Origin of the sequence: Nocardia sp. NPDC056952 (assembly GCF_042674185.1) — a bacterium.
Classification (GTDB): domain Bacteria; phylum Actinomycetota; class Actinomycetes; order Mycobacteriales; family Mycobacteriaceae; genus Nocardia.
This window is the reverse complement of the sequence record NZ_JBHURA010000002.1, coordinates 194151-219639: the sequence shown is the minus strand read 5'-3', so window position 1 is coordinate 219639 and position 25489 is coordinate 194151. Positions and strand designations below refer to the sequence as shown.

Annotated in this window: 22 protein-coding genes; 9 read left to right on the top strand and 13 right to left on the bottom strand. The window is 66.8% G+C overall.

Features of this window, described 5'->3' with window-relative positions:
• Window positions 1–14: 14 nt before the first annotated feature.
• The gene (locus ACFTS5_RS08215) at window positions 15–902 is read right to left on the bottom strand and encodes a helix-turn-helix domain-containing protein (protein WP_378628775.1); all 888 of its coding nucleotides are present in this window, start codon (window positions 900–902) and stop codon (window positions 15–17) included.
• A 54-nt stretch (window positions 903–956) separates the two neighbouring features.
• On the bottom strand, window positions 957–2387 hold the full coding sequence (locus ACFTS5_RS08210) for an MFS transporter (RefSeq protein ID WP_378628773.1): 1431 nt from the start codon (window positions 2385–2387) through the stop codon (window positions 957–959).
• A gap of 84 nt (window positions 2388–2471) precedes the next feature.
• Between ACFTS5_RS08210 and ACFTS5_RS08205 the strand changes: the two genes are divergently transcribed.
• Window positions 2472–3230: an AraC family transcriptional regulator gene (locus tag ACFTS5_RS08205; protein ID WP_378628772.1), complete on the top strand. Its 759-nt coding sequence runs from the start codon at window positions 2472–2474 to the stop codon at window positions 3228–3230.
• A gap of 60 nt (window positions 3231–3290) precedes the next feature.
• Here ACFTS5_RS08205 and ACFTS5_RS08200 read toward each other — a convergent pair whose 3' ends face one another.
• The 3 genes from ACFTS5_RS08200 to ACFTS5_RS08190 form a co-directional block, all read right to left on the bottom strand.
• A complete protein-coding gene (locus ACFTS5_RS08200; protein ID WP_378628771.1) occupies window positions 3291–3671 on the bottom strand; it encodes a hypothetical protein in 381 nt (126 codons plus the stop codon).
• Between the two features lie 163 nt (window positions 3672–3834).
• Window positions 3835–4038: a hypothetical protein gene (locus tag ACFTS5_RS08195; RefSeq protein ID WP_378628769.1), complete on the bottom strand. Its 204-nt coding sequence runs from the start codon at window positions 4036–4038 to the stop codon at window positions 3835–3837.
• Window positions 4039–4230: 192 nt separating this feature from the next.
• On the bottom strand, window positions 4231–4557 hold the full coding sequence (locus ACFTS5_RS08190) for a TetR/AcrR family transcriptional regulator (protein WP_378628768.1): 327 nt from the start codon (window positions 4555–4557) through the stop codon (window positions 4231–4233).
• A 171-nt stretch (window positions 4558–4728) separates the two neighbouring features.
• Between ACFTS5_RS08190 and ACFTS5_RS08185 the strand changes: the two genes are divergently transcribed.
• Entirely contained in the window at window positions 4729–5898 is a 1170-nt protein-coding gene (locus tag ACFTS5_RS08185) for an AI-2E family transporter (protein ID WP_378628766.1), read from the top strand.
• Here the strand turns inward: ACFTS5_RS08185 and ACFTS5_RS08180 are convergent.
• Entirely contained in the window at window positions 5895–6533 is a 639-nt protein-coding gene (locus tag ACFTS5_RS08180) for a TetR/AcrR family transcriptional regulator (RefSeq protein WP_378628765.1), read from the bottom strand. The genes ACFTS5_RS08185 and ACFTS5_RS08180 overlap by 4 nt on opposite strands.
• Window positions 6534–6736: 203 nt before the next feature.
• Between ACFTS5_RS08180 and ACFTS5_RS08175 the strand changes: the two genes are divergently transcribed.
• The 4 genes from ACFTS5_RS08175 (at window position 6737) to ACFTS5_RS08160 (ending at window position 12167) form a co-directional block, all read left to right on the top strand.
• Complete coding sequence (locus ACFTS5_RS08175; protein ID WP_378628764.1) at window positions 6737–8158, top strand: NAD(P)/FAD-dependent oxidoreductase; 1422 nt, start codon at window positions 6737–6739, stop codon at window positions 8156–8158.
• Window positions 8151–9941: an FAD-dependent oxidoreductase gene (locus ACFTS5_RS08170; protein ID WP_378628763.1), complete on the top strand. Its 1791-nt coding sequence runs from the start codon at window positions 8151–8153 to the stop codon at window positions 9939–9941. Before ACFTS5_RS08175 ends, ACFTS5_RS08170 begins: the two co-directional genes overlap by 8 nt.
• 247 nt (window positions 9942–10188) lie before the next feature.
• Window positions 10189–11598, top strand: a complete 1410-nt coding sequence (locus ACFTS5_RS08165; protein WP_378628761.1) for a hypothetical protein — start codon at window positions 10189–10191, stop codon at window positions 11596–11598.
• A gap of 5 nt (window positions 11599–11603) precedes the next feature.
• The gene (locus ACFTS5_RS08160; protein ID WP_378628759.1) at window positions 11604–12167 is read left to right on the top strand and encodes a DUF5134 domain-containing protein; all 564 of its coding nucleotides are present in this window, start codon (window positions 11604–11606) and stop codon (window positions 12165–12167) included.
• A 70-nt stretch (window positions 12168–12237) separates the two neighbouring features.
• Here ACFTS5_RS08160 and ACFTS5_RS08155 read toward each other — a convergent pair whose 3' ends face one another.
• Window positions 12238–14394, bottom strand: a complete 2157-nt coding sequence (locus ACFTS5_RS08155; protein ID WP_378628758.1) for an MMPL family transporter — start codon at window positions 14392–14394, stop codon at window positions 12238–12240.
• A 199-nt stretch (window positions 14395–14593) separates the two neighbouring features.
• Between ACFTS5_RS08155 and ACFTS5_RS08150 the strand changes: the two genes are divergently transcribed.
• Together ACFTS5_RS08150 and ACFTS5_RS08145 are read left to right on the top strand one after the other, a co-directional pair.
• Window positions 14594–15022 carry a hypothetical protein gene (locus ACFTS5_RS08150; RefSeq protein WP_378628756.1) on the top strand — a complete coding sequence of 143 codons (429 nt, stop codon included), beginning with the start codon at window positions 14594–14596 and terminating at the stop codon, window positions 15020–15022.
• 136 nt (window positions 15023–15158) lie between these two features.
• A complete protein-coding gene (locus tag ACFTS5_RS08145) occupies window positions 15159–15914 on the top strand; it encodes an oxygenase MpaB family protein (protein WP_378628754.1) in 756 nt (251 codons plus the stop codon).
• A 71-nt stretch (window positions 15915–15985) separates the two neighbouring features.
• On the opposite strand, the gene ACFTS5_RS08140 is transcribed toward ACFTS5_RS08145, so the two are convergent.
• A complete protein-coding gene (locus ACFTS5_RS08140; RefSeq protein ID WP_378628753.1) occupies window positions 15986–16900 on the bottom strand; it encodes a hypothetical protein in 915 nt (304 codons plus the stop codon).
• 231 nt (window positions 16901–17131) lie between these two features.
• On the opposite strand from ACFTS5_RS08140, the gene ACFTS5_RS08135 reads away from it, so the two are divergent.
• The gene (locus tag ACFTS5_RS08135) at window positions 17132–18661 is read left to right on the top strand and encodes an aldehyde dehydrogenase family protein (RefSeq protein ID WP_378628751.1); all 1530 of its coding nucleotides are present in this window, start codon (window positions 17132–17134) and stop codon (window positions 18659–18661) included.
• An 85-nt stretch (window positions 18662–18746) separates the two neighbouring features.
• Here ACFTS5_RS08135 and ACFTS5_RS08130 read toward each other — a convergent pair whose 3' ends face one another.
• The 5 genes from ACFTS5_RS08130 to ACFTS5_RS08110 all read right to left on the bottom strand — a co-directional run bounded on the left by ACFTS5_RS08130 (window position 18747) and on the right by ACFTS5_RS08110 (window position 25391).
• The gene (locus tag ACFTS5_RS08130; RefSeq protein ID WP_378628748.1) at window positions 18747–19418 is read right to left on the bottom strand and encodes a TetR/AcrR family transcriptional regulator; all 672 of its coding nucleotides are present in this window, start codon (window positions 19416–19418) and stop codon (window positions 18747–18749) included.
• 71 nt (window positions 19419–19489) lie between these two features.
• On the bottom strand, window positions 19490–20374 hold the full coding sequence (locus ACFTS5_RS08125) for an oxygenase MpaB family protein (RefSeq protein WP_378628747.1): 885 nt from the start codon (window positions 20372–20374) through the stop codon (window positions 19490–19492).
• A 163-nt stretch (window positions 20375–20537) separates the two neighbouring features.
• Complete coding sequence (locus tag ACFTS5_RS08120) at window positions 20538–22214, bottom strand: GMC oxidoreductase (protein ID WP_378628745.1); 1677 nt, start codon at window positions 22212–22214, stop codon at window positions 20538–20540.
• A gap of 5 nt (window positions 22215–22219) precedes the next feature.
• A complete protein-coding gene (locus ACFTS5_RS08115) occupies window positions 22220–23872 on the bottom strand; it encodes an acyl-CoA synthetase (RefSeq protein ID WP_378628743.1) in 1653 nt (550 codons plus the stop codon).
• Between the two features lie 34 nt (window positions 23873–23906).
• Window positions 23907–25391: a flavin-containing monooxygenase gene (locus ACFTS5_RS08110; RefSeq protein ID WP_378628742.1), complete on the bottom strand. Its 1485-nt coding sequence runs from the start codon at window positions 25389–25391 to the stop codon at window positions 23907–23909.
• Window positions 25392–25489 lie beyond the last annotated feature (98 nt).

The following is a 25489-nucleotide window of genomic DNA, read 5'->3' as shown; positions in this document are numbered from 1 at the left end:
AACCCTCGGCGGCGTCAACGCAGGCCGGGAATCACTTTCGCCGCCGCGATCACCGCAGCCAGGTATCGGTCGCGTTCGGCCCTGGTCACCGCGGCCCGCATCGGGCCGACGATCAGCTCCGCCAGCACATCCCCGTCGGAGCCGAAGACGGGTGCCGACACGTAACTGATCGGCAATGCCATATCGGTGTCGAGTTCGGCAGGACGATAAGCCGTGCCGCTGATCTCCCCGAGCAGAGCGAGCACCCGTTCGCGCAGCGTTCGACTGACCGGATCGTGTGCGAGATGGTCGACCACGTCGGCAAGGACATCGAGGGTGGCGACGCTGCGGGAGTCGACCCCCCAGACCGCGGCGCCGACGACGTGGATGTCGCCGAGGAGCTGCTCGAATTTCCCGCGCTCTTCCGGCTCGGCCGCCGCCAGCCATGGTTGCCGGAGCAGGTCGGAGGAATGGGCCACGATCGTCGCCGCGGCGGGTGGGATGAGCGGCAATCTGGTGCCGACCGAGATTCCGGCGGGAATTCGTCCACGATTCTCGACGACAGCGCTGAACAGGATCTCGGCGCCGTCGACAACAACCAGCGCGACACCACAATCGACGTCCTCCGCCAAGCCCTGCAGGGCGGCGTGCAACGACGAGTCCTCGGTGAGCTTGCTTCGTTCCCGCTCGGCGGTCCGCATGAACGCGGGACCCAACTCGTAGGTCAGATCACCGCGGCGATTGACCCACCCGCGCGCCCGCAGCGCCGAGAGCACGTTGCCGACGGTCGACCGGCTCAGCGCGAGACAATCGGCGATCTGCGCCGAGGTCTGCGGCTCATCCGCGTCGGCGAGAAGTTCCAGCACGGAAACGACACGCTGCGTGGGCGGTGACGCATCGACAGGCTCCACATTGTCGCCCACCGCGCCTCCTCCCCTCCGCCCTGGAGTACCTATTCGCACCACACGATACAACTATTAGGTTTCTCGAGTGTGATTGCGCAGCATCGTCGCGATCAACACCGCAGCGAGCCCGACCAGCGCGGCAGCGATCGTGAGGGCATAGGAGAACGCTGGGGTCGCGGCCTGCCGAGCGTCGATCGAGTCGGCCGAGGAGTCACCGCGACGCGTGGCAAGCGTCACCAGGATCGCCAAACCCAGTGCGCCGCCCAGTTGCTGGACCGAGCTGAGGACAGCGGAGCCGATTCCGGCATTGTTCTCGGTGGTGCCGGCGAGCGCGGCGACCGCCAATGCGGGCAGGCTCATCCCGCAGCCGATGCTGGTGACGAGCAGAGCGGGCAGCACCCCCGAGGCGTAGCTGTCGTGGCCGTCGATGCCCGACATCAGCACCAGGCCCGCCGCGCTCACCAGGAGACCCGTCACCAGTCCAGCACGCTCACCGAGCCCGTTCACCGCCCGCGACGACAGCCACATCCCGATCAGGATCCCCGCCCCGAAAGGCAGATACGCCAGACCCGCCGTGAAAGGTTCATAGCCGAGAACGGTCTGGAGGTGCAGCATCAACAGGAAGGCCATCGCGTAGAAGGCGGCGGAGAACAGCAGGGTCGCCCCATTGGCCACCGCTCGTGGCCGAAAAGCCAGGAACGACAACGGAACCAGCGGTTCTTCGGTGCGCTGCTCCACGATCACGAACGCCACCGCCAGCAGGACCGCAGCGATCATCGCCATCGTGGAACCGAGTTCGCCCCAACCGGTTTCGGACGCACGCAGCAAGCCGTAGACCAGTAGCACCGGCGCGCCGGTGATGAGGGCCGCTCCCACGACATCGACCCGCGTACGCGGTCCACTCCGGCTCTCCGCGACCCATCGTGGCAGCAGCACCGAGGCCACGACAACGACGGGGACATTGATCAGGAAAACCCACCGCCACGAAGCGAACCCTGTCAGAGCCCCGGAGATCACCAGCCCGGATGTGGCGCCCACCGCGGCCGTCGCGCCCCAGATGCCGATCGCCTTGGCGCGTTCGCCCGCACCCGGATAGAGCAGAGTGAGCAGCGCGAGCGCGGCCGGGCTCGCCATCGCCGCACCTGTGCCCTGGACGAATCGCCCCGCCACCAACTGCCACGGTTCCTGCGCGAGCCCGCACAACACGCTCGCCACACCGAAAAGGGCTACGCCGCCGAGGAACACCCGGCGCCTACCCAGGAGATCGGCCACTCGGCCGAACAGCAACAGGAACCCGCCGAAGGCGAGGATGTAGCCGTTCACCACCCACGCGAGACCCGCGGTGGTGAAACCGAGGTCGTCGCGCACGGTAGGCAGCGCGACACTGACCACGTTGTCGTCCAGATTCAACATGAACTGGACCAGGCAGAGCACGATCAGCACCGCGCGGCGCCGAGCCACACCTGCGCCCGAGCCGGATTCCGCCGTGGAGATCGAAGTCATGCATCGACGGTAGGCAGCGAAGACAGTTGGCCGCTAGACGTCACCAGGCCAACTGATAGCGCATTGAGGACATAGACTGAAGGTGTGCCCGAACCCGCCTTCGAACCCGCTCCCCCGGGCGTGGGCGCGATCGTGGTCGGCAGCTTCCCGCTCGCGGCCGGACAGTGGACCCACGAGCACTACCACCCCCAGCACCAGCTGGCCTGGACACGTAGCGGCGTGCTCGGTGTCGCTGTGGGACAAGCGCATTGGATCGTGCCGCCGACCCGCGCGCTGTGGCTGCCCGCAGGCGTCGCGCACAAGACCGGTGCGAGCCGCGACGCCGTGCTGTGCAGCCTCTATTTCGAACCGGACCGATGCGAGCTGGACTGGCCCGAACCCACCGCGGTCCGCGTCGACGGCCTGCTGGCCCACTTGATCGTGCACCTCGCCCAGAGCACACTGGCCGCTGATCAGCGGCTCCGCGCCGAGGCGGTCGTCCTCGACCTGTTGCAGCCGCTGCCCGCGACGCCGATCGACGTCCCCCACCCCGTCGACGAACGAGTACGCACGGTCGCCGACGCCCTACTGGACAACCCAGCCGACCCGCGCAGCCTGGAAGCCCACGCCCGGGCCATCGGCGTGAGCCGTCGCACGCTCACCCGATTGTTCGTGCAGGACACCGGGATGAGCTTCGACCGCTGGCGCACCCACGCGAGAATCCAGGCGGCACTGCCACTGCTGGCCGACGGCCAGCCCGTCTTCCGCGTCGCGCACACCGTCGGATACGCCACGGCCAGTGCGTTTCTCGCGGCCTTTCGCCGAACGGTCGGCACATCGCCGCGGCGATACCTCGACGGCTGAACCGAACAGCCGGAAACCCCACGACCAACAGGTGATCGGCAGCCCCTGCCGCCGCCCCCGTCAGCGAGCTCCCGCAGACCTGTCCGCCTGACGCCTGACGCTGAGCTGCGACATCCAGGCGACGCTGTCGATCGTCGCGATCCGCACCTCGGTCGCGATCGCTTTCAGGTGCCCCTCGTCGAAGAGCTCGAGCGAGGCGCTACTGATCGTCCCCGCCTCGTCGACGCCGGCGCCCCAGCTGTCCGCCAGCCGCTTGTTCATCTCCGCCACCGCGTGCCGGCGCACCCGATCCCAGCTCAGGTCCGGATGCACCTCGTTCACGGTCCCGGTGCACAGCCAGTCGTCGAGCGTCATTCCGAACAGTTCTGACCACTGCTCGGTATAGGTAGTCACTGACTCGCTCCTCTGATCGGCGCTGCGACGTCGCACGGTGTCCGACATGAATGATAAGTCCGTACTAACGAAATCGTCAGCGGTCCTTGAACATTCGCCGCAGCGTCGGCCAGATCGGCGGGTGGCCCGCTCAGCTCTCCTTGACCAGGTCCGGCTCGGTCTCGGCCATCACCGATTCACCATGCGCGACCATTCCCGCTTCGTCGGACAGTTACCTGATCCCGGGTGCGGTACTCGCGTTCGCGCTCGCGTTGTTCATCCCGCATCTGACAAGCGGCAGCATCGGCTCCTCGGCCCGCGACTCGACGAACACGAACGCCGCGACCACGCTGACGAGCGCGGCGATCATCGACACCATCACCGTGGAGCCCCAGGCGTACTGCTTGCCGGCCCAGTCGGTGATCAGGATCAGCAAGGTGGTCGCGTTCGCCGACGATGGCCAGCGACATCGCCGCCCGCATGGTGATGGTTGTCATGATTCCCGCGGTGAGCGATGCGAATTCGGGGTCGACTTCGGCCCTGCACCTGACCGCGAGGAGTTCGGCGATGGCGGCTTCCATCCGGGCGCCGGAGGCGATGAAGGCGGCGAGCACTCCCGGCTCGGCCATCACCAGCTTCGTGACCAGCGAGATACCCTCGCGCACTTCGCTTTCCGGCTGGAAACCCCCGCGGCGTGCAGCCGGGTGAGGTCTTCGATGAGCACACCGGTAGGACCACCTGCGACGAATTCGCGCCTGGCTTCGGGCGTACCGATCTCACCGATCGGGCCGACCACCGCGTCCAGTTTGGTCTCGTAATAGTTGAAGAACGTGCGCGGCGAGACGCCCACGGCCTTGGCGATGTCGTCGACGTTCGTCGCGTCCAGCCCGTGCTCGACCGCCAACCGCCGCGGCGAGGCATAGATCGAGCAGGGTCCGTTGCTTCTTCTGTTCACGCAGACCGACCGCAGCCTGTTTGACCGGCTCCTGAGTCACGTCCAAATTTGCACACACTGCAATATTTCAGGAACTGCAACTATTTCCCCCGGTAGCGGGCCGACTCTTCGGGCAGGTCGACGCCGCGTTGATCCCGGGAAAAGGACCGACCCGGGGCGACACTGAGAGTCGTGGACATCGACCCCGAGGACAGCGCTCCGCAGGCGCCCGCGCGAACCAGAATGCCGACGTGGCTACCTCGGGCAATGGTGCTGGCACTGGTGTTCTTCGGGCTGTTCCTGCTCGCGGACTGGGCGTTCCACCGGCTGACCGGCATCCTGATCATCTTGTTCGTCGCGTTCTTCATCTCGCTGGCGATGGAGCCGCCCGTCGCACTGCTGGTGCGGCGGGGGGTGCCGCGTGGTCTCGCCACCGGCCTGGTATTCATCGCCACCTTCCTCTGCGTGCTGGCCTTTCTCGCCGCACTGGTGACCTTGCTCGTGGAGACGGCGACCAACCTGGTCCATGAGACGCCACGGCTGCTCGACGAGGGCGTGGACTGGGTCAATCACAGCTTCGGACAGCACTTCACGACGCACGACCTGAGTCAACGGCTGCTGCGCGAATCCGACCTGCTCGAGAGCTACGCGCACACCGCGGCCGACAATGCCTGGGGCGTGTCGACCACGGTCCTGGGCGGCTTGGCCCAGGTCCTGACCATCGCGCTGTTCAGCGTCTACCTCACCGCGGGTGGCCCGAAGGTGCGGCGCACGGTGTGCTCGCTCCTGCCGCCGACACGCCAGCAGACCTTCCTGCACGCCTGGGACCTCGCCATCGACAAGACCGGCGGCTACCTGTTCTCGCGGTTGCTGCTGGCGATCATCTCCGCGATCGCGCACGGCGTATTCCTGTCGATCCTGCACCTGCCCAACCCCATCGCCCTCGGTGTCTGGTTCGGCGTGATCTCCGCGTTCATCCCGACCATCGGCACCTACATCGCCGCGATCGTTCCGGTCTTCGTGGCACTGACGGTCGACCCGATGGACGCGGTATGGATCATCGTGTTCGCGGTTGTCTACCAGTGGTTCCAGGACTACCTACTGCAGCCTCGCATCACCGCGCGCACCGTCGACGTCAACGCCGCAATCGCATTGCTGTCGGTGCTGGCCGGCGGCGCGCTGCTCGGAGCGGTCGGCGCGCTGCTGGCCATCCCGGCCACCGCCACGGTCCAGGCGTTCCTGTCCGAATACGTGAAACACTATGCGGTGACCGAGGATCCCCGCATCGAACAAACGACACCGCGCCGCAAACGCTCCACCCCCGCAGCCGAGGATGCTGTCTCACCGAAGGAAAGCGACTAAGGCGCGTCCCCGTAGATGACGAGCCAGATCGCGCGACCGAGTGATTCGGCCAATTCCTCCTCGCCGATACCGGTTTCGGCGGCGAAGGCAACGGAGATCGTGCGTTCGACCATCGAGGTGAGTATCAGGGCGGTGGCTCGGGGATCGAGCTTCGGCCCGACGCGGCCCGCTGCCTGTTCGGCCGCCAGCCGGGCACGCACCAGTTCGGCGAAGGTCGCCACTCGGGAACGCCAGTAGGCACCGACCTCCCGGTCGTAGGAACCCACTTCGGTCAGGGCGAGCAGCAGATAGCGATGGTCGCGGAAGCCGCCGATCATCGCGCGCATGGCCAGCACGACTCCGGCCTGCTGATCAGTGTGCTCGGCACTCCACCACGTCTCCGCCGCGGCGAACAGATCGGCCGTGGCCAACTCGGCCATCCGGATCAGCAGCCTGCTCTTGTCCGGAAAGTAGCGATAGAAGGTAGATCTCGCCGATCCGGACGCCGCGGCGATCTTCTGCACGGCGATCTCGGTGAACGGCGTGCCGTCTGCCAGCAGGTCTTCGACCGCGATCAGGACACGCCGTTCGAATTCTGCCCGCCGGTCATCGGTGGGTTTGCGCGCCGATCGCGGGACACGGGTCAGTGAGGGCATCGGCTATCCGTCGCCGATGCCGCACCGGGTGCGCTGGCATTGCCCATGCGACCCATTGTGCCCGTAGACCAGCGGGCCGCCATGGTGGCGGGGTACAGGCCGCGGCAATCCCCCTGTCCCGGTTGACTGTTGACACCTGAACGCGGCCCGCCTCATCATCAATCGGACACACTGTCCGAGACTCGGTGACCGAGGTGGTTCTCATGGTCGATTCCCCTGTCGCTGCGGTCGAACGGACCGACGTCGTCGTGGTCGGCGCGCGCTGCGCGGGATCGGCTACCGCGGCGACGCTGGCGAGGGCGGGTCGCGCGGTGGTCGTGCTCGACGCCGCCACCTTGCCGTCGGACACCCTGTCCACCCACCTGCTCTGGCCGGCCGGGCTGGCCGAGCTCCAGCGCCTCGACGCATTGACCGCCGTCGAGGCACTCGGTGCGCCACGACTGACAAGGGCCTACGCACAGGCCGCGGGCCACGGTGTCGGTTCCGGCTTTCCCGCGGTCGACGGCATCGACTACGCGATGTGCGTGCGCCGCACCGGACTCGACGCCGTGCTGGCGCGCACCGCGGTGAACGCGGGCGCGCAGGTGCGGCCGCGCTGCCGGGTCACCTCGGTGATCTGGGACGGGAACCGTTGCGCCGGTGTGCGATACCTCGACGCCGCGGGCCAGACCAGGGAGATCCGCGCCGCGCTCGTCGTCGGCGCGGACGGGCGGCGCAGCACGATCGCCCGCGCGGTGGGCGCCGAACGACCGTTTCTGAGCGTGCCGAGCGGGCGCGACTGCTATTTCGCCTACTGGCGCGACGCCGCCGACGCTCCCCGGCACATCGCCGCCCAGTGGCGGGTCGGTGCCGACCTCGGCACCGCCTTCCCGTGCGACGACGGCCTGGTGCTCAGCCTGGTACAGCCGCCCTCGGTCAGCGACCTCGGACGGGGTCCCGGTGTGGCCGAACGCCGCTACGCCGAGGCCCTCGCCCGGATTCCGGATCTGACCGGCCGGCTGCGCGGTTGTGAGCGCGTGGGCCGGATCCGTTCCGCCACCGGCATCTCCTCGTACTTCCGCCGTTCCGCGGGGCCGGGCTGGGCACTACCCGGCGACTCCGGACACTTCAAAGATCCTGTCACCGCGCAAGGCATCCGCGACGCCCTGCACTATGGACGCACGCTCGCCGAGTCGGTCGACGAGGTTCTCGACGACCCGCGGGCTCTCGACGCCGCCCTGTCGGAGTGGGAGCACCGCCGCGTCGTCGAATGCCGCGAGATCTTCCACTGGACGAACCGGCTGGCACGGGGTGAAACGCTGCGGCCCTTGGAGATCGAGCTCTACCGCACCGCCGCCGACGACCCCGAACTGGCAGAGATCACCGCAGGCATCTTCTCCCGCACCCACCGGCCCGCCGAGCTGTATACCCCGTCCCGCGCACTGGGCCTCGCGCTGCGCGCCTCGGTCCATCAGTGGGCACATCTGCCCGCCGTCCTGGCCGACATGGCACGCGAGATCCGCGACTCGACCAGCGAATGGCGAACCACGCGAACAACCCTGCGCGGCACAGCATCCGATGACCGCCCACCGCCGAGCCCGCCTTTCACCCTCACCACCGCAGGTCCAGGAGAACACCATGCCTGATCAGCCGACACCGTTGTCAGCACCGATCACCCGCCGCACCGCGCTGCGCGCCGGGCTCATCGCCGGAGCCGCACTAGCCGCGACTCCCCCGGCCCTCGCGGCAGCGACGACCGACCGGCGTTCGCCGCTATTGCGCTCCGGAGGTAAGTCGGTGGCGATATTCGGTGGCGGCATGGCCGGGCTCAGCGCCGCGCACGAGCTGGCCGAGCGAGGCTACGACATCACCGTCTACGAGCCCGCCTTCCTCGGCGGAAAGGCCCGCAGCATGGGCGTGCCGGGGACCGCGTCGCCCGGTCGTCAGCCTCTGCCGGGTGAACACGGGTTCCGCTTCTTCCCCGGCTGCTATCAGCATGTTCCCGATACGATGAGCCGAATCCCGTTTCCCGGCAATCCGAACGGTGTGCTCGACAACCTGGTGCGGGTCGAGGGCACGGTCGCCGGATTCCAGGACCTTCCGCCGATCTTCGCCCCGGTCGAGCTCGGTGGACTGAGCCAGTTGACGCCGGAACTGGTGCAGAACAGCATCATCGGCGCGCTCGGCTTCGTCCCCGACCTGCCACCACACGAGCTGGCGTTCTTCGCCAAGCAGATGCTCGTGTGGTTCACCTCCAGCACCGAACGACGCTTCGGCCAGTGGGAATACGTGACCTGGGAACAGATCATGCAGGCCGAGGGAAAGTCGCCCGCCTACCGCAAGTACCTGGTGAACGCGCTCACCCGGATCACCGTCGCCGCGAAACCGCAGACCAGCTCGGCACGAACCATCGGCACGATCGGCGAGGCGCTGGTGCTCGCCGCCTCCGGCACGGTTGCGCAGTTCGCCGGTGGCGTCGACCGAATCCTCAACCGCCCGACCAACATCGCCTGGATCGATCCGTGGGTCGACTACCTGCGCACACTCGGCGTCCGCTTCGTCATGGGGCAGGGCCTGGCCGCATTGCGGATGGCCGGCGGTCGCATCGCCGCCGCGACGATCAGCGGATCAGGTGGGACCACGACGGTGACAGCCGACCACTATCTGTGCGCCATGCCGGTCGACCGCGCGGTCGATCTCCTCGACGACACGATCATCGAGGCAGATCCGCGCCTGGGCGGGATGCGAAACCTGGTCACCGACTGGATGGTCGGCATCCAGTACTACCTGCGCCGCCCCACCGACATCCCGGAGGGACACATCGCCGCGTTGGGCTCCCCCTGGGCCCTCACCGCCCTGCGCCAAGCCCCCATGTGGGTGGGCGACTTCCCTGCCACCTACGGCGACGGCTCGGTGCTGGAATGCCTGTCGGTCGACATCTCCGACTGGGACACACCCGGAATCCACTTCGGCCGCACCGCCAAGGAATGCACCGCCGCCGAGATCGCCACCGAGACCTGGGCGCAGCTCAAAGCCTGGCTCAACACCGGCACCGACTGGCTACGCGACGAAGACATCCACTCCTGGCATCTGGACCCCGGCATCACCTGGTCGGGAACCACCATCCACAACGAAACCCCGCTGCTGGTCAACACAGTCGGGTCCTACGACGATCGCCCCGACGCACACTGCGCGATTCCCAACCTCTACTTCGGCGGTGATCACGTCCGACACCACATCGATCTGGCCACCATGGAGGGCGCCAACGAATCCGGTCGCGCGGCGGCCAACGCCATCCTCGACGCCGCCGACGACCCGAGTCCCCGCGCCCAGATCTTCCCGCTGGTCTCCCTGCCCGCATTCGCTGCCGCCAAAGCCATCGACGCCGACCGCTTTCGCGCCGGTTTACCTCACCTGCTCGACGGCTGACCCTTGACCGTCCGCGATTTCTGGTGCACATTGACACCACATTATTGTGGTGTCAATGCGCACCAGAATGAATCAAGGCCGCCCGCACAGAATCGGATGAGGTAACGATGCCCTGCTGTCTGTTGGCGAGCTACCTCGTCGCGGGATTCCGGCGCCTGCGCCGTCGCCCGGCCACGGAGACCGAAACCGCGAGTTTCGCTCCTCCCGCGCGACGCCGAGGGCCGGCTCAACGAACGGAGGCGGCGCGATGAGCGACGCGATCACGATGCCCACGGTGACCGAATCCAGTCCGGAGGATCTGGCGTTCCAGCGCTTCGTCCTGGATCTGGCCCTGCAACCGCTCGACCGTTTCGACGGGTTCGACCGGATCGAGCAGATCGCGGCCAGCGCGCTGCGCTATCAGCTCAACTTCATCGGCTACGGACTCGCGATGGCCCAGTACACGCGCACCCCGGCCTTCACCGGCTATCTCGTCGAGGCCCAGCGCAATGCCATCGTGAAGATGTGCGACAAGCGCGTGTGGTCCTATTGGGCGACGGAGAGCCTGGTGGGGTACGCCCGGCTCAACACCGACCCGATCCGCCATGCCAACGTCATGTACACCGGCTATTTCGGGGTGATGCTCGGCCTCTACGAAACGCTCAACGCCGACACCACCTTCGACCAGCCCGGTTCACTTCGCCTGCGGTGGAGCAAGTCTCGCGTGCACGACTACGACTTCGAGCGGCTCACCCGCGCGATTCGTACGAACATGCTGGTTCGCAAGGACTGTCCGCAGTACCCCTGCGAGCCCCACCTCATCTATCCGATCTGCAATGCCTTCGCATTCAACACCCTGGTGATGCACGACCGGCTGCACGGCACCGAACTCACCGGCGACCTGGTCGACCGGATCCGGCACAGCTACCTCCACGACGGCTGGCGCACGCGCAGCGGACGGTTCATCCCGGGCAGGCTCGGGCCCAAGCTCACCATCAGCGCACCGGTACTCGCCTACGACGCGGGCATGGTGGCCTGGCTGAACGCGACCATGCCCGATCTGGCCCGTGATACCTGGAACACCATCCGGCAGCGCTTCATCCGGTTCGACGGCACCGAAGTACAGTTGCGCGGTTCTTCTCGATCGCGCGTGGACCTCGGCAACTACAACGTGGTCAACGGTGACGGAATGACCAGGGTGTTCGTCGCGACCGCGGCTGCCGAAATGGGCGAGACCGACCTCGCCGACGCACTGAATCGGTCTCTGGCCGAACACAATCGGCTCGTCGACCGAGCGGGTGCCCAGCGCTACGCCGGCGCGTCGACGGTGACCAACGCGCATCACGTCCTGGCTCGCTTCGCCCGCCCGGACGGGCTGCGCGACCTGATCCGGGGCGAAGTCCCGCGACAGTGGCGAACCGGTCCGATCCTCAGTGATGCCGCCTACCCGGATGTCCTGGTCGCCAAAGCGGTGACCGACGGCACCTCGCTCGATCTGGTGCTACGGCCGGGCGACGGCCCGCGGCGCGTTCGGCTCGGGCTGCAACGGCTGATTCCTGAACGCTCATACCAGGTCACCGGTGCCATCGAGGCCGCGGTGATCGCCGATGCCGACGGTACCGCTGTGATCGAAGTGGACCTCGGCGGACGCCACGTGGTGCGCGTCAGCCCCGTCTGAGCGCTGTGAACCACGCACTGCCCGCACCGGTGGGGTGGATCGCGGTCGGCCTGTGTTCGGCCGCGGCGCTCGTCGCCGCGGTCGACGCCCGTTCCGGCACACCGGCGACCAGTCGATATGGCGGTCGGGCAACCGAACTCGCCCATGTCGTCATGCTCGTCGCGATGGCAGTGATGTGGACGCCGAAAGGTGGTGACCTACCCGCGATCTGGCGTGCCGTCTTCTCGGTGCTCGCGATCGCGATGTCGACCTGGGTCGCGGTCACGATCGCTCGCCGCACCGACGACGTCGGCGCCGCGATCTACCACTGTGTGGCCGCGTTCGCGATGCTCTACGCGACCCTGGGGCAGCAGCAGCACCACCATCATGTCCATGGTGGAGCGGAGAACTCCTTGCCGGTCCCGCTGCTCGGCTGGGCATTCGTGGCGATCTTCACCCTCGACGCTGTCGTCACGCTCGGCGCACTGACGTGGCAGATCGCCCATCGGCGACCGGCGCGGGCGTTGTTCCCGCACTTGGTGATGGACGCCGCGACGGCCGTGATGATCTGGCAGGCGCTGAGCGCCTGACCCTCGTTCGATACGGGTCGCGCCCAGGTAGCGCAGGAGCAGGAGGCAGGCGCTACCTGGGCGATCGACACTATTCGCGCAGCCGAACCTTCTCGAGGATCGGCCGCACCCCACGCGGTACCCACCAGTTCCAGGTGCCCGCCAGTCGCATGAAAGCGGGGACCAGAATCATGCGGATCAACGTGGCGTCCACCAGCACAGCCAGCGTCAATCCGACGCCGAGCATGCGCATGAGGGAGACCCCGCTCGTCGCGATCGCCGCGAAGATCACGATCATCATCGCCGCCGCCGCGGTCACCACCTGCCCGGAACGGGCGAGCCCGACCGCGACTGCCCGATCGTTGTCGGCTCTGGTGTGCCCGGAGGTCTCCCATTCCTCGGTGAAGCGCGCGAGCAGGAAGACCTCGTAGTCCATGGACAGCCCGAACGCCACACAGAACAGCAGGACCGGGACCGTGGCGACGGTGAAACCGGTGATCTCGGTGCCGAATCCACCGAGGTGTCCCGACTGGAACACCCAGACCATCGCACCGAAGGTCGCCGTGAGTGAGACAACGTTGAGCGCCAGCGCCTTCAACGGCAGCAGGAGGCTGCCGGTCAGGAGCATCAGCAGGATGAAGGTGGTGACAGCGATCCAGGCCAGGGCTTTCGGGAAGGCCGCTGCGATCCCGGCTGCCGTGTCGCGCTTCTGCTGAGCCAAACCACCGAACACCGTGTCGCCGGGTGCGGCGACCGCGTCGAGCTCGTCGAGCTGCCGCGCGGCGGCAGGTGAGTACGGATCGAGTGAGGTGGCGATCGTCAGATGGGCACTCTCGGCGCGCGCAGCGCCGGGATCGCCGGGCCCCACCGGCTGCCCGCCCGCATAGGTCCCCGACGGCGCGAGCACCACATCCACATCGCGCACTCGCGACAGCGCTGCCGCGTACTCGGCCGTCGCCGTGTCGGCACCTTCGCGGTGGACGATGATGTGGACGGTGCCGGTGGCATTGGCGTCGAACTGCTCTCGGATCGTGTCACCGACGTGGCGTGCCTGCGCGGCGGCAGGCAGGACTCGATCGTCGGGCAAACCGACCTGGAGTCCCAGGACCGGCGCGCCGGCGATCAGCAGAATTCCCAGCACCGGCAGCGCGATGAGAACGGGGTGCTTCTGCACCGCCACCGCCAGTCGGTACAGGAACATCGACTCGACCGCGGCCGCCTCTCGCAACGGCTTTCGGGTGATCCGCTCACCGAGGAGTGCGAGCAGGGCGGGCACACACGTCAGCGCCAGCACGACCGACAGCGCGACCACGGCGACGCCCGCGTACCCGATGGAACGCAGAAAGTTCATCGGGAAGAACGACATTCCGATCAACGCGATCGCCACCGTCACACCGGAGAACAGCACGGCCCGCCCACCGCGCCGCATGGCCAGCGAGATGGCGGTGTGCTGGTCGTGACCACGAGCGATCTCCTCGCGGAACCGCCCGATGATCAGTAGTGAGTAGTCGATCGCCAGCGCCAGCCCGAGGGCGGTGGTGATGTTGAGCGCGAAGACCGACAGGTCGAAGACGAAGGTCAGCGCGAACAGCACCGCGGTGGTCGCGACGATGGCCAGCACTCCCACCGCGATCGGAATCGCCGCGGCGACGACACTGCGCAGGAACCAGATCAGCAGCAGAAATGTCAGCGGGATCGCGATCGATTCCGCCAACGCGAGGTCGTGCTCGGCGCGTTCGTTGATCTCCTGGAACGCCATCGCCTGTCCGCCCGCGGTGACGGTGATCTCGCCTGTGGTCCCGGTATGCCGGGTGGCCAAGTCGGCCGCAGTCTTCTGCGCCTGGTTGTCGTCGCCGGCCAGACCCGCCACGATCAGTCCGACGTGTCCGTCCCGGTCGATCAACCGGGCGCGGCTGTTCGGGTCGGTCCACGGCGAGTCGACCGACAACACCCGGTCGTCGACGCGCAGGTCGTCCACGATCTCGTTCGCACGATCGGCCCCGGCGCCGGTGAGAACATCACCGGGTGCTTCGACGGTGAAGATCAGCTGCATTCCCGCGATGTCGAAGTCGCGGGCCAGTGCCTGCTCAGCCTGTGAGGACTCCGCGTCGGGGTCGAGAAACCCGCCCGCCGACAAGCGGCCGGTCACTTGCGCACCGAGCAGACCGAACAGCACGAACGCGATGCCCGCCACGGCGAGAACCAGTTTCGGCGTCCGGATCGCGATCGTGGCGAACCGTTCGATCATCGCAGGACCCCGCGATCGCCCGGGAACAGGTACAGGGCCGATCTCGCCCGGCACGCGGAACGTGGACGGAGTTCGTTCCAGATGGTGTCGTCGGTGCACGCGTCGGATAGCACACGCGCGCACTGTCCTCGCTGTCCGCGCTCGACGTTCGACGGCAATGTCGGTTGCATGTATTCATCTCCCCTTCTCGGCGGGCACGGTGATCATCCGTGCGCGCCCTGTCGATCACCGCGTCGTCATCGGCGACCGGTGCGCTGAACACGACATAGCCCTGGGCTTCGAGCAGATGACCCTGTGGGGCAGGACCTTCCATCAGGTCGCCGGCCGGCGAGGCCGATGCGCCGCGGACGTGGACGACCGGCCATCGCAGTTCGAGCCCGCGCAGCGCGGCGTCGGCGCCGTCGAACGCTTCGGTGAGCACCGCGTCGAGATCGTAGTCCGGGGACGCGCGAACGAACTCGCGGAGCGCCGGGCAGGAATGAACCGCGCGAGATTTCCGGGAATCGGAGGCACCACGTCGAAGAACACCGATCGTCATATGGTTTGTGTCACAACAGTTTTCATCGCGCGGTGGAAGGTTGATTCCTCACGCCTACCGGAAAGCTCATCAGCCGTTGACAGTCCATAGAGGTAATGAGAGGATTTAGGAATCATTCTCTCATAGGCGCGCTGGTAGCCGCCGGTCTTCGAACGGGGTCAACGATGACCACACCACCCGCACCCGCCGCACCGTACTGCCCGCCGCGCGGTTGAGGAAGTCGTCGGTGCACCGCCAACGAGGAACCTCGCTGCTTCACCGGTACGTCGGCGATCGACGATTCTTGCTCGCCTTGCCGCGTGCGGTAGGGCTACAGATCCTGCACCCGGCCATCGCGACGGCTCTCGACGAGCACATGGCGATGCGGCTGTGGTACCACAAGGCGCGGACCGTCTCGCAGACGATCGCCATGGCCTATGACGAACGGGACCAGCGCCACCGCATGGTCAACATTCATGGGCACATCAGTGGAAGCGACGACCACGGCACGCGCTTTCACGCGCTGAATCCGGAGTTGTTCCACTTCCAGCACGCGACCTACGTGGAGACGCTGGTAGTCGCGATCAATACCTTCATCGCGCCGATGTCCGATCGCGACCACGAACGCCTGTATGCGGAGTGCTGCGAATGGTATCTGCGATTCGGGGTCTCCGCGCGGGCCATGCCACCGGACTGGGCGGGTTTCCGCGACTATTTCGACCGGACCTGCGCGCAGCAGCTGCGTCTCACCCCGGCTGGTCGCACGCTCGCACCCGAGGTCTTGCGTCCGACCAGCTGGGTCCCGCGACTGCTGCCATCCGTCGCCGTGCGCGAGTTGCTGCACCCTCGCACCAGGGAACTACTCGGCGTGCCGGCACGACCGGGAGATCGGGCCGCGTTCCGTTCCTACGCCACCGGCCTCCGGATGGCGGCGACGATAGCGCCGCCGAGGATTCGCTACGTTGCGTCGGCGCGCGCGGCGAGGTCACCGCGGCCCGCGTAGACGCATGATCCACGGACCACTCCGCAGGGTCCGGGCAGACGGAGACGGCGCCCGCCTGCCCGGCCCCTCGCTTACAACAGCGGCGTCGACTCAGAGGGGCCCTGGCGATACCTGGTCACCGTCAAAGTCTGTGGCTGCGCGTTGTATTCGGGAATGGGCAGCGGAAACCAGAAACTGCCGTCCAACCACACCTGACCGGCCAGCGGCGCGGGGTTGCCGAGCACATCGATGGCCTTGCCCGACGGCGGATTCCGGAAGGTGCCGACGTTCTCGCCGTCGACGAAGAAGTCGACGTACTCGTCGCCCATCTCGACCGCGTAGGCGTGATCGCGCGACATGATGCTCTCGTCGAGCAGCTTGATCTGGGGGACCAAGGTACCCGCCCGTTTGACCATCAGGAAGAAGCCGTGGGGCATATCGGCACCGAGCAGGTTCGCTACCGGACTCAACGCGTCGGCCGTGGCACCCAGCGCGCCATGGGAACCGTTGTACATGAACCAGGCGATCTCCAGATCGAGCAGTGCCCGTGGGTCGATCAGCCGGTTCGATACACCCCACCCGGTCGTCCCGTTGTGGCCGACCATGTCGGGAGCACCCTTGATGTTCATCGTCATGGTCTGACCGGAGGTGAAAGTGGGCCGGGCGACCAACTCCGCGTTGTTGTAGGGGAAGAGACCATCGGTGGTCCGCGGTACGCCGAACGTCACCCCTTCCGGACCGAACCCGAGACTCGAGTAGCCGACGTCGGTGGTGCACCACTCCTGCGCGGGAGCCGTCCCGAAGGTCTCGTCCATCGTGCGGGCCGGGAGCTGGTAGTCGGATCCGATCCAGCCGGCCAGTGCACGCGGTCCCAGGGCGCCACAGTTGGTCATCTGATCGTCGACCACACCGGGCAGCTGAATATTCGGGTCAGCGATACCGGCACCTGCCGAGGCCACCACAGCCGCGAACCCCGCACAGGCCGCCACAGCTTTCCTGATCACCATTTCGATTCCTCTTCCTCTTCACCAGTGAGAGAATGCTCGGTAACATAAAGCAGTCAAACACGGCTTCCACCGGTCTGGATATTTGCGAACACGGACAAATAGCGGATGAACATGGCGGACCCGTCTCGACCCGCAGATCGGAGCCGATCATCGAAATGACAGAGTGATATACAAAACATCTCACTCTGTCTAAGGTGGTTGGTAGTCCGATACGGCTATCCAGGAGAAAATGTGTCTGATTCCGCCACACCCACCGTCGATGCCACTGAACTGGCTGTTCGCAACCCAGCGTCCGGAGAACTGGTCGGCACCGTCGCCGTGTCGACCCCGGAGGAGGTCGCCGCGGCCGCGGCCGCGCTGCGCACAGCCCAGCCGCGGTGGGCTTCGATCAGCGCGTCCGGGCGCAAGCAGTGGCTGCTCAAGCTGCAGGATTGGGTGCTCGACCACAGCGACGAGCTGGCGGACTCAATTCAGGACGAGTCAGGAAAGCCTCGGGTGGAGGCCGAAGTCGAGGTCGCGTTCACTGTCGACCTCCTGGGCTACTACGCGCGAAACGCCGCGAAGTTTCTCGCCGATACCGCGGTGAGCCCCCACACCCCGTTGATGCGGGTCAAGAAGCTGACCACCACCTACACGCCGTATCCGGTGGTCGGCATCATCACGCCGTGGAACTTTCCCCTCGCCATGCCTGCCTCCGACCTCGTTCCGGCGCTCGCCGCAGGCGCTGCGGTGCTGCTCAAGCCCTCGGAGGTGACCCCGCTGACGCCGCTCGCCCTCGCCCGCGGCTGGGCCGAGATCGGTGCGCCGCCGGTGTTCACGGTGGTCTCCGGATCCGGTGCCACCGGCGCCGCGGTGGTCGACAACGCTGATTTCATCCAGTTCACTGGCTCCGGTAACACCGGCCGCCGCATCGCGGTCGCCTGCGCGGAACGCACGCTGCCCTACAGCCTCGAGATGGGCGGCAAGGACCCGGCGATCGTGCTGGCCGACGCCGACCTCGACCGCGCGGCCAACGGCATCGCCTTCGGCGCACTGACCAACGCCGGACAGCTGTGCGTGTCGGTGGAGCGGGTGTATGTCGAGGCCGCGGTGTACGACGAGTTCGTGAACAAGCTGGTGGCCCATGTCAAGACGCTGAGGCTCGGCCGCGACGACCGCAGCGGAAACATCGATGTCGGTCCCCTCGCCAACCAGGCCCAGCTCGACATCGTCACCCGCCACGTCGATGACGCGCTGGCCCAAGGCGCGCGAGCGCTCACCGGCGGCAAGGCCACAGGCGAGGGAAACTTCTTCGAACCGACGGTGCTGGTCGACGTCGATCACTCGATGTCGTGCATCACCGAGGAAACGTTCGGCCCGACGATCCCGGTCATCAAGGTCGCCGATGCGGACGAGGCGATCCGGCTCGCCAACGACTCCGAGTACGGACTGTCGGCCTCGGTGTGGACGGGCAACAAGTCCCGCGGGCAGGCAATCGCGCGGCGACTGGCCGTCGGCGCGGTGAATATCAACGACGCCACCATCAATCTGTTCAATTTCGCGCTCCCCCACGGCGGTTGGGGCCAGTCCGGCACCGGGTACCGATTCGGCGGTGCCGAGGGCGTACGCAAGTACTGCCGCAAGCAGGCGATCACAGCTCCGGCACTGCCGACACAGAAGTCCGAACTCGTCTGGTACCCGTACAGCCTCAAGAACTTCGGGTTCATGCGGAACGCGATGCGCGCGACCGGCGCTCGCGGTCGGCGCCGCTTCGGCAGGTAGGCGGGTCTCGCCGCGGACGGATGTCTCACCAGCCGGTGACTCATCCGTCCGCGGCAAGCGGTGATCGCTGCCCCACGCGAGGGAATCAGCGAGGTGCGCCGGTGTCCTGGGTCACCGTGCGCACGTCCAGCGGACGGAACCCGGGTGCGATGTGATCGCGGGCGAACCGGCGCGCCGCCGCCTCGTCGTCGAGTGGGATGACCGTCGGCCTCGTCAGCACCAGCGACAGCGCGGTACGAGCCACCAACTCGGCAACGGGGAGCGGGTCGTAGGCGGGGAGCTTGCCCGCTTCCTGCAAGCGAGTGATGAACTCGGCCAGAAAGTCACGACCGAGCTCGATCACCGGCGCCCCACCGGTGGTGAGGTAGGGCAGTACGGTGGCCGCGTCGGTGGCGAGGAGGCGGTCGAGCAACGGGTTGTTCCGCAAGCCGAGGGCGAAGGCGACGAACAGTTCGACGATCTGGTCTTCGGCGCTGGCACCCTCGTCGGCCTGCCGGCGCATCGAGGCGTCGGCCTGCTCCAGCAGGTGGCGCACCTGCCAAAGCCCCACCGCCTGGACCACGTCGGTCTTCCCCCCGAACCGGCGGTACAGGGTCGCCAGGGACAGACCGCCACGGCGGGCTACTTCCGCCATGCTGGTCCGCTTGATCCCGAAGTCCAGAAACGCGGCCAAGGCGCCGTTCAGGACATCGGCGTTATCGCGCTCGACACCGCCGTGTCCGCGAATACGTGCCAGCAACCTGATCGACTCGGCCATATCCCATTCCCCTCAGCTGACAAGAGCCCGAACATAATGTGGTCTGCCGGTAGCCCGCAACCTCGACTCTGTCAGACCAGTGGGCGGCCGAGCCGCTGACGCCGCCGCATGTCCCGGAGCACCGTCGAGTACGGCACGATCCGCGCGCGGACGGGAAGCCGTCCGTAGACGGCCCCGATGGCACGGAACATCAGCCGGTGCCGCCGCTCCTGTTCGTCGGTCCACGGAAGGTAGAGCTGTGCGCGCATGGTTTCGGGCAGCAGTCCGGTGACGGCGAAACGATGAAAATCGGCCAGCCGACGCGGCCTGGGAACATTGCGCAAACCGACCAGCTTGCGCAGATACTCGGCGACCACGTCGTCGATCTGCATCCTCGCCAGCCCCGCCTCGAAGTAGCTTTCGAAAGCCGCCAGGTCGGCAGGCCACATGTCGGGCCTCATCTGCAATCCGGTGCCAAACCTGGCCCCGTACTGCACGAAGACCTCCTTGGTGGCCCTGTCCAGTGGCCCGTAGAGACGCTCGTGGGTATCCATGACTCCCCAGCACAGGCAGACCGCGACCCACTTCTGCAGTTCGGGGTCGAACGCGTTGTACTTCACCTCGGCGCCCGGCGCCGAACGAACGCGTCGATGGACGCTACCGACGGCCTGTCGATACACGTCCCGGTCCTCCTCGGTGCCGAGCATCGCCACCGCGATGTAGGTCAGCGTGGTGCGCAACCGCTTCCACGGATGGACGTCGGCGCGGCCGGACTCGACGGTGCTCTCGACGACGCCGTAGCCCACCGGCCGGTTCGCGAGCTGCACGATCACATTCGCGCCCGCCCCGGCGAAGGCGCCGATCCCGTCGAGGAATCGCTCGATATCGAAGTCCTCGACGGTGCCGTATCGACACCGCAGGACTCCGTCGACATCGCTCGCCGTCACAGGATCGGTCACCGTTGACACTTGACGCATAGTCCTGCGCCTCCTTCTTCTGAGAGCCACTAAGGCAATGATACAGTGAGATGATATTCGACTAATCGACTCAGCGGGTGGCTTTCGGTCAGTGCCGCTACGCACCGACGCCCCGCAGCGCCGAAGCGCTGCGGGGCGTCGTGGTGGTTGGGCGATGGCGCGGTCAACCCCGAACCGAGTAGCGCAGTGCCGCGGGCGCGGTGGCGGGAACAGCGGGCCGCTTGGGCAGGATCGGTGCGAGGCGGACGTAGGCAGAACCCAGTGCGGGACGGGGGTCGGCATCACCCTTGTTGGGCCAGAACGCCATCGCGCGCTCTGCTTGAGCGGTGATGGTCAACGACGGGTTCACCCCGAGGTTGGCCGTGACCGCGCTGCCGTCGGCGATGTGCAGGCCTGGATACCCGTAGACCCGCTGCCACGGGTCGACCACGCCGGTGTCGGCGGAGTCACCGATGGTGGCGCCGCCGATGTAATGCGCGGTGGCCGGGATGCCCAGCAGGTCGGTGACCAGATTTCCCGCGTCACCATCGATTTCGGCGGCGTACTCGCGAGCGATGTCGTGCGCGATCGGGATCCACTCAGGATTCGGCTCCCCCGAGCCCTGTCTGGTGACCAGACGCCGCCCCTTCAAGTAGGAGGTCAGCGAGTTGTCGAGCGATTGCATCACGAGCAGCACGACCGAGCGCTCGGCAGCACGGTGGACATTCTTCAGCCGGATGAACTCGAGCGGATGTGCCGCCACCATGAGCAGTAGCCGCAGCACCCGGAACGCGCCGCCGTCGACCATCGGCAGGCCCTGGGTGAACAGCGCGTTCTGCCCTTTGCCGTACGAGCACACCTCGATATGGGTGTGCGGCTCGGGATGAATCGAGGAGGTGATCGCCACCCCCTGGGACAGGTCGTATCGACTACGACTGCATACCGCGACCACTGCCTCGGAATTGCTTCTGGTCAGCTCCCCGAGCCGGGGAGACAAACCGGGCAGCACACCATCGTTTCGCATGCGGTGCAGCAACTTCTGGGTACCCAACGCAGCCGCGGCGAAGACGACCTGGCCCGCGGTGAACCGGCGCCGGTTCCGGCGGACGATTCCGCCCGACCGCATGGTCTCGACGAGGTAGCCGCCGTTGCCGTCCGGCTGCACCGAGGTGACCGTGGTGAGCGGGTGTACTTCGGCCCCGTTGCGTTCGGCCAGGTACAGATAGTTCACCGTGGTGGTGTTCTTGGCATTGTGCGTGCAGCCGGTCAGGCATTCGGAGCAATGGATGCAGCCCGCGCGCGTCGGGCCGGCACCACCGAAATACGGATCGGGCACCTCCGTGCCCTGCGCTCCTTCGTTGAAGAAGACCCCGACGTTCGTGCGGTGGAACGTCTCGGCGACCCCGCGGCGCTCGGAAATCTTCAGCAGCACTTCGTCTTTGGGACCGAAGCGCGGATTGGTCCGCACGCCGAGCATCCGTTTGGCCTGGTCGTAGAACGGCGCCAGCTCCGATTTCCAGTCGGTGATGTGCGACCAGGCGCGGTCTTCGTAGAACGCGGGCAGCGGCTCGTACAGGGTGTTGCCGTAGATCACCGAGCCACCACCGACACCCGACCCGCTGAACACCGCGCACTTGCCGAGAACGCTGATCCGCTGCGGCCCGGTCAAGCCGAGTCGTGGCATCCACAGCGACTTGCGGAGGTTCCAGTTGGACTTCGGGAAATCCTCGGGATTCCATCGCCGACCGGATTCGAGAACACCGACGCGGTAGCCCTTCTCGGTCAGCCGCAGCGCGGTGACGCTGCCGCCGAAGCCGGAACCGATCACAATCACGTCGTAGTCGTAGTCGTAGTCGGTCATGACGCTCACCGCCCCACGTGTCCGTCGACGACGTACTCGGTCAGCGCCCTGCGCACGATCTTGCCGGTGGGGTTGCGTGGCATCTCGTCGACGAACACCACGTCACGGGGCACCTTGTACCTGGCGAGGTTGTCCTTGACGTAGTTCTTGATCTCCTGCGCGTCCGGTTTGTCGTCTGTGGCGGCAACGATGAAGGCGCGCAGTCGCTGTCCGAAGTCCGCGTCGTCGACACCGATCACCGCGACATCGGCGATATCGGCGCGACCCGCCAGCAGATTCTCCACCTCCAGCGGATAGACGTTCTCGCCGCCGCAGACCACCATGTCGTCGTCGCGGCCGTCGATGAACAGCAGTCCGTCGGCGTCGAAGTGGCCCATGTCCCCGGTCGACATGTATCCGTCGATGATCTGTTTGGTCTTCCCGTCGGTGTACCCCTCGAACGGGGCGACGGTGCGGGCGAAGATTCGCCCCGAGACGTTCGCTGCGGTGATTCGGCGATCGTCGCTGTCGTAGAGCGCGATGCGCGCGGTGACCGGTGCCCGCCCGACGGTGCCCGGCGCACGACGCAATTCGTGCGGCTGGGCGACGGCGGTGATCGCGACCTCGGTGGAGCCGTACCCGTTGTACAACACGTCACCGAAGGCGTCCTGCCATCGGATCGCCAGGTCGGGCGGCAGCGGGGCGCCGCCGACGAAAACCGTGCGCAGCGTCGAGGTGTCGTACTCGGCGATAACCTCGGGACCGAGCGCGAGAATGCGATTCAACTGGGTCGGCACCGCGACCAGCATCTCGACCGAATGCCGCTCGATCGCCGCCAAGGTGGCCTCCGCGTCGAAACGGCGCCGCAGCACGATTTCGGCACCGAGCGCGCTGGCTATCGTCCAGGTCCCCATACCGGTCGTGTGAAAAACCGGGGTCGCGATCATGACGACCCCACCGCGAGGGAACGGCACCCGGTCGACGACCAGGGCGGTGGCGAACGGCGAGACCTTGGTGCGCGGCGCGCCCTTGGGCAGACCGGTGGTGCCGCTGGTGAGGATGATGAAGCCCGCGGGCCGATCCGGCGGGGGCAGCGGGTCACTGCTGTTCGCCGACACCAGCATGTCGATGGTCACCGCGCTCGGTGGCAGCGTGTGTTCCGCATCGACCCAGGTGAGGATCCGCGGCATCGTCTCGGGCAGGGCATCGACGAGCCCGGCGAATTCACTGTCGAACAGAATCGCGCGAACCTTTTCCCGCACAGCGACTTCGGTGAGTTGCGGCTTGGCGAAACTGGTGTTCAGCATGGCCAGCCGCAAACCTGCCTTGCCGGCCGCCACCATCGCCAGCACCAGGCCACGATGGTCACGGGCCAGCACGCCGACCACCTCGCCGCCGCGCAGGCCTTGCCCGAGCAAACCGTGGGCCAGGGCGTTGGACTGTTCGTCGAGCTCGCGGTAGGTCAGCACACCGCGCTCGTCGGCCAGCGCGGGTTCGTCGGGCCGATCGGCCGCCCCGGCGCTGATCATCGCCGCTTGTGGGCCGTAGGAGTTGTTGAGCGCGATCATGCGTTTGATCCGGCGCGGTCGCCACAGGTCGATCAGGCCGGTCTGGTGCAGCCGGCGCACCGCCCGCACCTTCTCGCCTACCTCGGCCACGGTGCCGTTCGTCAGCTTCATCGATGAGCCTCTTTCGAATTCCGGTCCGCGAATATCACTGGCCCGCAGGTGTTGTCGTGTTGGTGGTCAGGTGATAGTGCTCGGGGCGCAGGGATCGGGTCTGTAGTCGATAACTCAGGACCGCGCCCGGCCAGTTGTTGGTGATCCGGCCGGCGGCGTTGCGATACCAGCTCGAGCACAGACCCCACGGGGTACGGGCGAGCCGGGCTTGCAGCTTCACGTCGTATTCCTCGGCCACCGCACGCCGGACATCGAGGGTGTGCGCCGGATGGCGGGACAGTTCCTCGAGCGCCTGGCGGATGTAGCGAGCCTGCGATTCGATCATGTAGACGATCGAGCCGACGCCCAGGTTCGTATTGGGTCCGTACACCATGAACATGTTCGGGAATCCGGGCACCGTGATGCCGTGGTAGGCGCGGGCACCGCCCTGCCACTCGTCCTCGAGCTTGCGTCCGTTCGCGCCGCGGATCGCCATCGGCCACAGGAATTCGGTGCCCTTGAATCCGGTTCCGTAGATGATCACGTCGACCTCGTGCAGCACGCCGTCGGCGGTTTTCACCCCGGTCGGCACGACTTCGGCGATCTCGGTCGTCTCCACCCGCACGTTCGGCTGGGTGAGTGCCGGATAGTAGGTGTTGGAGAACAGCCCACGCTTGCAGCCGGCCGGGTAGTCGGGCGTCAGTTTCGCGCGCAATTGCGGGTCGGTGACCTGCTTGCGCAGATGGTTCACGGCGATCCTGGTGACCAGACCCCTGATCGCGGTGACATCAGCGATGCCCAGCGACAGAAACTCGCACAGTGCCCAGACCGCGAATCGCTCGGCGAGGCGGACCGGCGGCACCGTCGCGAACATCCGGTGATGCCACGCCTTGTACTCGACATCGGGCTTGGGCAGCACCCACGCCGCCGAGCGCTGGAACAGTGTCAGGGCCGCCACCTGCGGCTGGATCGCGGGCATGAATTGGATCGCGCTGGCACCGGTGCCGACAACGGCGACCCGCTTGCCCGTCAGGTCGACACTGTGGTCCCACTCCGCGGAGTGGAAGGCGGGTCCGGCGAACGAGCTGATGCCGGCGATGGTGGGCAGCGCGGGCCGCGAGAGCTGACCGACCGCGGAAATCAGCACGTCGGTGGTTGCCTCGTAACCGTCGGCGGTACGCACCGTCCATTTCCCACTCGTATCGTCGAATTCGGCTTCGGTCACCTCGGACCCGAACCGGATCCGCTCGCGCAGGCCGTTGTCGCGCGCCACGTCCCGCAGATAGGCGTGGATGTCGGGCTGTCCCGAGAATCGCTTGGGCCAATCGGATTTCGGCGCATACGAGTACGAGTAGAGCGGCGAGGGTATATCGCATCCGGCGCCCGGGTAGGTGTTCTCCCGCCACACTCCACCGACCTCCGACGCCCGCTCCAGGATGACGAGGTCGTCGAAGCCGTGGCGCAGCAGTTCCATCGCCATGCCGAGGCCGCCGAACCCGGTGCCGATGATGACAGCGGACGGCATTGTCCGAGTGCGCATAGCCCAGCTCCTCATGTCAGTGATCTCTCCGGTCAACGGTAGGTCGCCGTCGACGCGAGAACGAGGATGCCCGCGGACAGAAAATTGACATTTCAGGC